Origin of the sequence: Hydrogenophaga sp. (genome assembly GCF_030656115.1) — a bacterium.
In the GTDB taxonomy this organism is placed as follows: Bacteria; Pseudomonadota; Gammaproteobacteria; order Burkholderiales; family Burkholderiaceae_C; genus Hydrogenophaga.
Window position 1 is genome coordinate 1 of sequence record NZ_JAUSOO010000142.1, and the last position, 8,804, is coordinate 8,804.

Genomic DNA, 8,804 nt, shown 5'->3' on the forward strand with positions numbered 1-8,804 from the left:
CACTTCAGCCCGGGCAACGCCCTGGCCCCAAGCGCATGTTGACCTTCCAGCAAATCATTCTGAAACTGCAGTCCTACTGGGACGCCCAGGGCTGCGCGCTGCTGCAGCCCTACGACATGGAAGTGGGCGCCGGCACCAGCCACACCGCCACCTTTCTGCGCGCCCTGGGCCCCGAGCCCTGGAAAGCCGCCTACGTGCAGCCCAGCCGCCGTCCCAAAGACGGCCGCTACGGCGAAAACCCCAACCGCCTGCAGCATTACTACCAATACCAGGTGGTCCTGAAGCCAGCGCCGTCGAACATTCTGGAGCTGTACCTGGGCTCGCTCGAAGCGCTGGGCTTTGACCTGAAGAAGAACGACATCCGCTTTGTGGAAGACGACTGGGAAAACCCCACGCTCGGCGCCTGGGGCCTGGGCTGGGAAGTCTGGCTCAATGGCATGGAAGTGACCCAGTTCACCTACTTTCAGCAGGTGGGCGGCATCGACTGCAAGCCCATCACCGGCGAGATCACCTACGGCCTGGAGCGCCTGGCCATGTATTTGCAAGGCGTGGACAACGTGTACGACCTGGTGTGGACGAAAGCCGCCGACGGCACGGTGTTGAGCTACGGCGACGTGTACCTGCAAAACGAAAAAGAGCAGTCGGCCTACAACTTTGAACACGCCGACGCCGGCTTTTTGTTCACCGCGTTCACCGCCCATGAAAAGCAGGCCAAGCACCTCATGGAGCAGCAGCTCGCGCTGCCCGCCTACGAGCAGGTGCTGAAATGCGCCCACAGCTTCAACCTGCTGGACGCGCGCGGAGCCATCAGCGTGACCGAGCGCGCCGCCTACATTGGCCGCATCCGCAACCTGGCCCGTGGTGTGGCGCAAAGCTATTACGAGAGCCGCGAGCGACTGGGTTTCCCCATGGCGCCGCGCGCCTGGGTGGAGCAAATGCCGAAGAAAGCCGCCTGAGCGCTGGAGAACAACAAGATGACCACCCAAAACTTGCTCGTTGAACTGTTTGTGGAAGAGCTGCCGCCCAAGGCGCTCAAGAAACTGGGCGACGCCTTCGCCAGCGTTTTGTTTGACCAACTCAAGGCCCAGGGCCTGGCAGGGGCCGATTCGGCCGTGACCGCGTTTGCCTCGCCGCGCCGCCTGGCCGCGCACGTGACCGCCGTGGCCGAGCGCGCCGCCGACAAGGCCGTGTCGCAAAAACTCATGCCGGTGAGCGTGGGCCTGGACGCCAGCGGCCAAGCCACCCCCGCGCTGCTCAAGCGCCTGGCCGGCCTGGGCGCCGACGCATCGGCCGTGGCTGGACTGAAGCGCGCGCCCGACGGCAAAGCCGAAGCGCTGTTTTACGACAGCGTGGTGCCCGGCGCGGAACTGGCCGTGGGCCTGCAAAAAGCCCTGGACGAAGCGCTGGCCAAGTTGCCCATTCCCAAGGTGATGACGTACCAGCTGGAAACCGATTGCGAGTTGCCCGGCTGGAGCAGCGTGCAGTTTGTGCGCCCCGCCCACGGCCTGGTGGCGCTGCACGGCGCCAACGTGGTGCCGGTGAAAGCCCTGGGGCTGACCGCCGGCAACAGCACGCACGGCCACCGCTTTGAAGCCGCCGTGGACCCGGTGGTGCTGGCCGACGCCGACGCCTACGCCGCCACGCTCTTGAGGGACGGCGCGGTGATCGCCTCGTTCGCCGAGCGCAAGGCCGAGATCGCGCGCCAGCTGGCTGCGGCGGCTGCCAAGGTGGGCGGCGGATGCCAGCCGATTGAAGACGACGCGCTGCTCGACGAAGTGACCGCGCTGGTGGAGCGTCCCAATGTGCTGGTGTGTGAATTCGAAAAGCAGTTTCTGGACGTGCCGCAGGAGTGCCTGATCCTGACCATGAAGGCCAACCAGAAATACTTCCCGCTGGTGGACACGCAGGGCAAACTGACCAACAAATTCCTCGTGGTCAGCAACATCAGCCCCGACGACGCCAGCGCCGTGATCGGCGGCAACGAGCGCGTGGTGCGCCCGCGTCTGGCCGACGCCAAGTTTTTCTTTGACCAGGACCGGAAGAAACCCCTGGTTGATCGCGTGGCTGGGCTGGACAAAGTGGTTTATCACAACAAGCTGGGCACGCAGGGCGAGCGCATGTTGCGGGTGCGCGAGATCGCTGCCGAAATTGCCCGAGAGCTGATGGCAGCTGGTGTCCATGGAGTCAGCGACGGTGCTGCGGCTCAGGCCGCAACGGTTGCAAAGGCCGATCTGCTGACGGACATGGTCGGCGAGTTCCCCGAGCTGCAAGGCATCATGGGTGGCTACTACGCCCGCCATGACGGTTTGACCGAAGAGGTGGCGTTTGCGGTTGAAGACCACTACAAACCCCGCTTTGCCGGCGACGAACTGCCGCGCAACATGACCGGCGTGGTGGTGGCGCTGGCCGACAAGCTGGAAACGCTGGTGGGCATGTTCGGCATTGGCAACCTGCCCACGGGCGACAAAGACCCGTTTGCGCTGCGGCGGCATGCGCTGGGTGTTGTTCGCATGCTGGTCGAGAAAGCGTTGCCGCTCCATCTCGATACATTGCTTCACTCTGCAGCGAAGGTCTTCGGGGACAGGATCACCGACCCGACGGTTCCGCTAGCAGACTTCATCTACGACCGCCTCGCTGGAGGTCTGCGCGAGCAGGGATTTAGTGCGCAAGAAGTTGACGCTGTTCTGGCCTTGCGTCCGGACCGTTTGGCCGATGTGGCCCAACGCTTGCAGGCCGTGCGCGCTTTTGCCGCCTTGCCCGAAGCCCCCGCGCTGGCCGCCGCCAACAAGCGTATCGGCAACATCCTCAAGAAGTCCGAAGCCGAAGTCGCCGTGGCGGTGAACGCATCCGCGCTGGTCGAACCCGCCGAACAAGCGCTGTTCGCCGCCATGCAAGCCACCGTGCCCGCCGCCAACGCCCAGTTCGACGCAGGCGATTACACCGCCAGCCTGCAGGCGCTGGCCGCCCTGCGCGCCCCGGTGGACGCGTTCTTTGACGGCGTCATGGTCAACGCCGACGACCCAGCCCTCAAGGCCAACCGGCTCGGCCTGCTCAAAACCCTGCACGAGGCCATGAACCGCGTGGCCGACTTGTCGCGTCTGGCGGCCTGACCGGCTGGCGTACCGTCACGGACCCCTGGAGCACCGCATGAAACTGCTCATCCTCGACCGCGACGGCACGCTCAACCGCAACCGCGACGACTACGTGGCCTCGCCCGACGAGTGGGAGGCGCTGCCCGGTGCGCTCGAAGCGGTGGCGCTGCTCAACCAGGGCGGCTGGCGCGTGGTGCTGGCCACCAACCAGAGCGGCATTGGCCGCGGCATGTTTGACATGGCTTCGCTCAACGCCATCCACGCCAAAATGCACCGCCAGCTGGCGGCGGCCGGCGCGCGGGTGGAGGCGGTGTTTTTCTGCCCGCACGCGCCCGAAGACGCGTGCGACTGCCGCAAACCGGCGCCGGGGCTGTTTGTGCAGATCGGTCAGCGTTTCGGCATGGACCTGGCCCGCGTGCCCGCCGCCGGCAATGCGGTGCGCCATGTGCAGGCCGCCGCCGCCGCCGGGTGCAACACCCACCTCTTGCTCACCGGCCAGTCTGCAGCCCTGCGCGGGCACAGTGGCCTGGGTGCCGAGCTCGCCAGCCCCGTTCCCACACTTCCGCCCGGCACCCAGGTCCACGACGACCTGTCTGCCTTTGCCGACTGGCTGCTCGCACAGCCAACGGATTGACCCTTTGCTCCAATGGCCGCCCCATGATCGTGATCAACTTCCTGCGTTCCGTTTTGCACCTGCTCTTCATGGCCGTCACGGTGGTGCCGTGGGCGCTGGCGGTGGTGGCGGCGGCCCCGTTCCTCAAACCCGACCAGGTTTACTGGATGTGCGCCCGCTGGCTCAAGCTGGCGGTCGATGGCGGTACGGTCATTCTGGGCATCCGCAACCAGGTGATTGGCTATGAAAACCTGCCGGTGGGAACCACCGCGCCCGCCGTGCTGCTGGTCAAACACCAGTCGCTCTGGGAAACCTTCAGCATGGCGGCGTTGATGCCGCACCCGCTGGCTTTTGTGTTCAAGAAAGAGCTGCTGCGCGTGCCCTTCTTTGGCTGGGCCATGGCCCGCATGGACATGATCCACATCGACCGCGCCGACGGCGCCCGCGCTTTCGTCAAGGTGGTTCAACAAGGCCAGCGCCTGCTGGACCGGGGCACCTGGGTCATCATGTTTCCCGAAGGCACCCGCATCGATCGGGGCCAGAAAGGCGTCTACAAAACCGGCGGCACGCGCCTGGCCATCCGCACCGGTGCCCCGGTGATTCCGGTGGCGGTCACGTCGGCCAAATGCTGGCCGCGCAAGGCCTTCATCAAGAAGCCGGGTGTGGTGGAGTTTTCCATTGGCAAACCCATTCCCAGTGCCGGTCGCCAGGCCGACGAGCTGATGGCCGAGGTGGAGGCCTGGATCGAGGCCGAGATGCGGCGCCTGGACCCGTCGGCCTATCCGCCCGAAGCCGCCGAAACCGCCAAGGTCTGAGCGTTCAAGAGCCATGCAGCGCCTGATGCAGCTCGCGCTGGATTTTCTGGGGGGCGCAGACCCCGAGCCCGTGTCGGCGCCCCGCGAACGCCCGACGCCCACACCCCCGCAGCGTCCCGAGGCCGAACCGGCTGCTGCAGCCCCTGCGCTGCCCCTGAGCCACGTGTTTCAGCCCGGCACCTGGCACCACCCCCGCGCCAACCGCCTGCTGGTGCTGCAGAGCTGCGAGGTGGCCTACGAGTTCAAACGCGGCAAGCGCCGCACCATTGGCCTGTCGGTCGGTCCCGAGGGGCTGCGCGTGAGCGCGCCGCGCTGGACGCCGGTGAGCGAGGTCGAAGCCCTGCTGCACACCAAAGCCGCCTGGGTGCTGGACAAGCTGCAGCGCGCGCGCGAACGTGCGGGCGAATTGGCGCAAGCGCGCACCGTGTGGGCCGACGGTGCCGAGTTGGACTTTCTGGGCCAGCGCGTGCGCCTGGTGCTCGACCCCGCGCACAGCTTCAACCAGGTGGGGGCTGCGCTGCAACCGCCCGAGCCCGGCGCCCGCCACGCACAGGCCACGCTGCGCCTGGGGCTGGCCCACAGCGCCAGCGAAGCCCAGATACGCGACGCCGCCCAGGCCTGGCTCATGCGCCAGGCCCAAACCCTGTTCACCGAGCGGCTCGACCACTTCGCGCCGCTGCTGGGTGTGCGCTACGAAAAACTGCGCCTGTCCCGCGCTGGCACCCGCTGGGGCAGCGCCAGCGCCAACGGCACCATCCGCCTGAACTGGCGGCTCATTCACCTCAAGCTGAGCATGGTGGACTATGTGGTGGTGCACGAACTCAGCCACCTGCGCCACATGGACCACAGCCCCCAGTTCTGGGACGTGGTGGCCAGCATCCTGCCCGACCACCAACAGCGGCGCCAGGCGCTCAAGCGCGCGGCCGTGCCTTTGGGGGAGTGAGCGAAAGCCGCTCCGCCTATCAGGCCGTACGAAAACGAAACACGCCATCCACACCCCGGCTGCGCACCAACTGCCCGCCGTGCCACAGCCGGTGCAAATGCGCCACCGCCTCGCCCATGGCAAAGGTGGTCTGGTGCAGGTCGAGCGGGCGTTTGAACATCACCGGCAGGATGTCGGCGGCGCTGCAGGGCTGGGCCTGGCAGGCCTGCAGCACCTCGGCCAGCCGGTCGGCGTGGTGGTCTTTCAGCTGCTGGATGCGTTCGTGCAGGCCGGTGAAGGGCTTGCCGTGCGACGGCAGCACCAGCGTGGCAGCCGGCAGGGGCAGAAATTTGTCCAGCGAGTCCAGAAACAGGGTCAGCGCGTCGGCCTCGGGCTCCTGGTCGTACACGCTCACGTTGGTGGAAATGCGGGGCAGCACCATGTCGCCGCTGATCAGCACGCCCAGCTCGGGGCAGTGCAGGGCGATGTGTTCGGGCGCGTGACCGTAGCCGCTGATGCATTGCCAGGCCCGCCCGCCGATGGTGAGTTGCCCGCCGTCCATGAGGCGGTGATACTGGCGCGGCACCGCGGGCACCAGGTTGGGGTAGTAGCTGGCGCGGCCCCGAATCTGGGCCAGCTGGTCGGCGTCGGTCAGGCCCTGTGAGGCAAAAAATGCGGCGGCGGTTTCGCCGCCAAAACCGGTGGTGCTCTGGCTGGCGGTGCACGCGATGGCGTGGTCGGTGGCGCTGATCCAGAGGTGGCAGTCGTGCTGTGCGGTGGTCCAGCGCTGGCACAGCCAATGCGCCAGGCCGATGTGGTCGGGGTGCATGTGCGTCACCACCACCCGCAGAATAGGCAGGCCCTCCAGCTCGTGTTCAAACACGCGGTCCCACTGGGCTTTGGCGGCGTCGTGCGCAATGCAACAGTCCACGGCGGTCCAGCCCTCGCGGCCGTCTTGGGTGTCGCGCAGCAGCCAGAGGTTGATGTGGTCGAGCGCAAACGGCAGCGCCATGCGCAGCCACTTCACACCGGGCGCCACCCCGAGCGTCCGGCCGGGCTCGGGCAGCGCCTGCCCCAGCGGGTAGTGCAGGCGCGCTTCAAGTTGCTCTTTGTCTGGCTGCATGGGTCGGGGATTCCGGTAAGATGGTTCGGAGTGACGTTAACGTAAACGTCACTATTCAGGCCATTCTAGGGAGTGCGTCCCGCGCGCACTGTCTGCAACCCGACACGATCCGATCCCCCACGGCCCCATGGCGACCCAGACGACCTTCACCATCAGCGACCTCGCCCGCGAGTTCGACCTGACCACGCGCGCCATCCGCTTTTACGAAGACATGGGCCTGCTGCAGCCGCAGCGTGAAGGTCCGGGCGGGCGCAACCGGGTCTACAGCGCGCGCGACCGCACCCGCCTGAAGCTCACGCTGCGCGCCAAGCGCCTGGGGTTGTCGCTGAGCGAGGCCAAGGAAATCATCGAGATGTACGACAGCCCGCGCGACACCGGGCCGCAGTTGCGCAAGTTCCTGTTGATTCTGGCCGACCACCGGCGCCAGCTGGAAGAGCAAATGGCCGACCTCGTGGCCAACCTGGACGAGGTGAAGGTGCACGAAAAAGAAGCGCGCGCCTTGCTGGCCAAGCTGGACAAGGCGGGCAAAGCCGGTTGAACCGGCCCTGCGTTTTCACACGGGTCACGCGTCGCCGTCAGCCCCATCCGGCTCACCGAGCCACACCACCTGGCCCTGCCCCGCGTCGTTGATGCGGCGCACCAGCGCGGCGGCTTGCGCCTCGGGCACGCGCAGGGTGGCGCTCACGCCCTCGCCGTGGGCCACGTCCAGCAGGCTGGCGCCGTGCGCGTCCAGCTCGCGGCGCAGCCAGCCTTCCAGCGCGTAGGGCAGCACGCAGCGCAGCGTTTGCTGGCGCACCACCGGCATTTTTTCGGCTTTCAGCAGCGCTTGCGCCACGCTGTCGGTGTAGGCGCGCACCAGGCCGCCCGCGCCCAGCGGCGTGCCGCCGTAGTAGCGCACCACCGTGGCCAGCACGCCGTCCAGGTCCTGGTGGCGCAGCACCTCCAGCATCGGCCGCCCGGCGGTGCCGCCCGGTTCGCCGTCGTCGTTGGCGGCCGAATGGCCCCCGGCCATGAGCGCCCAGCACACATGTGTGGCGCCGGGGTGTTGGGCGCGCAGCTGCGCCACCCGCGCCAGCGCGGCGCTGCGGTCGGGGACCGACTCCACGCAGCCCAGAAAGCGGCTCTTTTTGATGATCAGTTCGCTGTGAACGGGTGTGGGCAGGGTGTAGGGCATGGGGCTTGAAGCATATCCGGCGGGCCGCCCCAGGCCGGTGCTCACCGGGGATCAGGGTTGCCCCGACTTGCCGACCCAGTGGCGATTCGCGCATAATTGACGTTTACGTAAACGTCAATCAAACCATGACCTCAGCACCCACCGAACACGCCGCTCTGCGCCAGCGCGTGCAGTCCAGCCTGGACCGACAAGGCATGATGCAGCAGTTGGGCGTGCGCCTGCTGGCGGTGGCACCCGGCACGGTGACGCTGGCGCTGCCGTATTCCGACCGCGTGACGCAGCAGCAGGGCGGTTTCCATGGCGGTGCCATGGGCGCGCTGGCCGACATTGCGGGTGGTTACGCCGGTTTGACGGTGGCGCCCGAGGGCATGGAGGTGACCACGGTGGAATACAAAATCAACTTTCTCACCGCGTTTCAAGGCGGTGAGCTGCAGGCCACTGGCCGCGTGGTCAAGGGCGGCAAGCGCATCATCGTCACCACCGCCGACGTGGTGCATGTGGCACCCGACGGCCAGCGCACGGACTGCGCGGTGATGCAGCAGACGCTGGTGCCGGTGCCCAAGACGTATTGATTCTTCACACGCGTTCTTTCTCATCAGGCGCGCATACCCCAAACCCTTCAGGAGACACCCCATGAACAACCTGCCCGGCCTCAATTTCCAGCTCGGTGAAGACATTGACGCGCTGCGCGACGCGGTGCGCGATTTTGCGCAAGCCGAGATCGCGCCGCGCGCCGCCGAGATCGACCGCAATGACCAGTTCCCCATGGACCTGTGGCGCAAGATGGGCGACCTGGGCGTGCTGGGCATCACCGTGCCCGAGGCCGATGGCGGCGCGGGCATGGGCTACCTGGCGCACATGATCGCCATGGAAGAAATCAGCCGCGCCAGCGCCTCGGTGGGCCTGTCCTACGGCGCGCACAGCAACCTGTGCGTGAACCAGATCAACCGCAACGGCACGCCTGAGCAAAAGGCCAAATACCTGCCCAAACTCATCAGCGGCGAACACGTGGGCGCGCTCGCCATGAGCGAGCCGGGTGCGGGCTCGGACGTCATCAGCATGAAG

10 protein-coding genes are annotated in these 8,804 nt (G+C 66.9%); 8 read left to right on the top strand and 2 right to left on the bottom strand.

What is annotated here, in order from left to right:
* Nucleotides 1-35: 35 nt before the first annotated feature.
* The 5 genes from glyQ to Q7J58_RS18960 are packed head-to-tail and all read left to right on the top strand — an operon-like array spanning nt 36 to nt 5,463.
* The gene (gene glyQ / locus Q7J58_RS18940) at nt 36-956 is read left to right on the top strand and encodes a glycine--tRNA ligase subunit alpha (RefSeq protein WP_304831182.1); all 921 of its coding nucleotides are present in this window, start codon (nt 36-38) and stop codon (nt 954-956) included.
* An 18-nt stretch (nt 957-974) separates the two neighbouring features.
* Nucleotides 975-3,110, top strand: a complete 2,136-nt coding sequence (gene glyS, locus Q7J58_RS18945; protein ID WP_304831174.1) for a glycine--tRNA ligase subunit beta — start codon at nt 975-977, stop codon at nt 3,108-3,110.
* Nucleotides 3,111-3,135: 25 nt separating this feature from the next.
* A complete protein-coding gene (gene gmhB, locus Q7J58_RS18950) occupies nt 3,136-3,726 on the top strand; it encodes a D-glycero-beta-D-manno-heptose 1,7-bisphosphate 7-phosphatase (RefSeq protein ID WP_336623511.1) in 591 nt (196 codons plus the stop codon).
* 32 nt (nt 3,727-3,758) lie between these two features.
* Nucleotides 3,759-4,520 (top strand): lysophospholipid acyltransferase family protein, encoded by a 762-nt coding sequence (locus tag Q7J58_RS18955; protein ID WP_304831183.1) that lies wholly within the window; start codon nt 3,759-3,761, stop codon nt 4,518-4,520.
* Nucleotides 4,521-4,545: 25 nt separating this feature from the next.
* Entirely contained in the window at nt 4,546-5,463 is a 918-nt protein-coding gene (locus tag Q7J58_RS18960) for a SprT family zinc-dependent metalloprotease (RefSeq protein ID WP_304831176.1), read from the top strand.
* 19 nt (nt 5,464-5,482) lie between these two features.
* On the opposite strand, the gene Q7J58_RS18965 is transcribed toward Q7J58_RS18960, so the two are convergent.
* Nucleotides 5,483-6,565 carry an MBL fold metallo-hydrolase gene (locus Q7J58_RS18965; RefSeq protein WP_304831177.1) on the bottom strand — a complete coding sequence of 361 codons (1,083 nt, stop codon included), beginning with the start codon at nt 6,563-6,565 and terminating at the stop codon, nt 5,483-5,485.
* A 127-nt stretch (nt 6,566-6,692) separates the two neighbouring features.
* On the opposite strand from Q7J58_RS18965, the gene Q7J58_RS18970 reads away from it, so the two are divergent.
* Nucleotides 6,693-7,103, top strand: coding sequence for a MerR family DNA-binding transcriptional regulator (locus Q7J58_RS18970; protein ID WP_304831178.1), 411 nt, complete (start codon nt 6,693-6,695; stop codon nt 7,101-7,103).
* Nucleotides 7,104-7,127: 24 nt separating this feature from the next.
* Here Q7J58_RS18970 and Q7J58_RS18975 read toward each other — a convergent pair whose 3' ends face one another.
* Entirely contained in the window at nt 7,128-7,739 is a 612-nt protein-coding gene (locus Q7J58_RS18975; protein ID WP_304831179.1) for a YigZ family protein, read from the bottom strand.
* A 125-nt stretch (nt 7,740-7,864) separates the two neighbouring features.
* Here Q7J58_RS18975 and Q7J58_RS18980 point away from each other — a divergent pair, with 125 nt between their 5' ends.
* The gene (locus tag Q7J58_RS18980) at nt 7,865-8,311 is read left to right on the top strand and encodes a PaaI family thioesterase (RefSeq protein WP_304831180.1); all 447 of its coding nucleotides are present in this window, start codon (nt 7,865-7,867) and stop codon (nt 8,309-8,311) included.
* A 61-nt stretch (nt 8,312-8,372) separates the two neighbouring features.
* Nucleotides 8,373-8,804: acyl-CoA dehydrogenase family protein (locus tag Q7J58_RS18985; RefSeq protein WP_304831181.1), on the top strand; the 432-nt coding region annotated here is incomplete at its 3' end.

Bases quoted from the DNA above. Each gene is read 5' to 3' on its own strand.
- Q7J58_RS18965 (WP_304831177.1), bottom strand. From the start codon at position 6,565: ATGCAGCCAGACAAAGAGCAACTTGAAGCGCGCCTGCACTACCCGCTG.
- Q7J58_RS18960 (WP_304831176.1), top strand. From the start codon at position 4,546: ATGCAGCTCGCGCTGGATTTTCTGGGGGGCGCAGACCCCGAGCCCGTG.
- glyS (WP_304831174.1), top strand. From the start codon at position 975: ATGACCACCCAAAACTTGCTCGTTGAACTGTTTGTGGAAGAGCTGCCG.
- Q7J58_RS18980 (WP_304831180.1), top strand. From the start codon at position 7,865: ATGACCTCAGCACCCACCGAACACGCCGCTCTGCGCCAGCGCGTGCAG.
- Q7J58_RS18975 (WP_304831179.1), bottom strand. From the start codon at position 7,739: ATGCCCTACACCCTGCCCACACCCGTTCACAGCGAACTGATCATCAAA.
- glyQ (WP_304831182.1), top strand. From the start codon at position 36: ATGTTGACCTTCCAGCAAATCATTCTGAAACTGCAGTCCTACTGGGAC.
- Q7J58_RS18970 (WP_304831178.1), top strand. From the start codon at position 6,693: ATGGCGACCCAGACGACCTTCACCATCAGCGACCTCGCCCGCGAGTTC.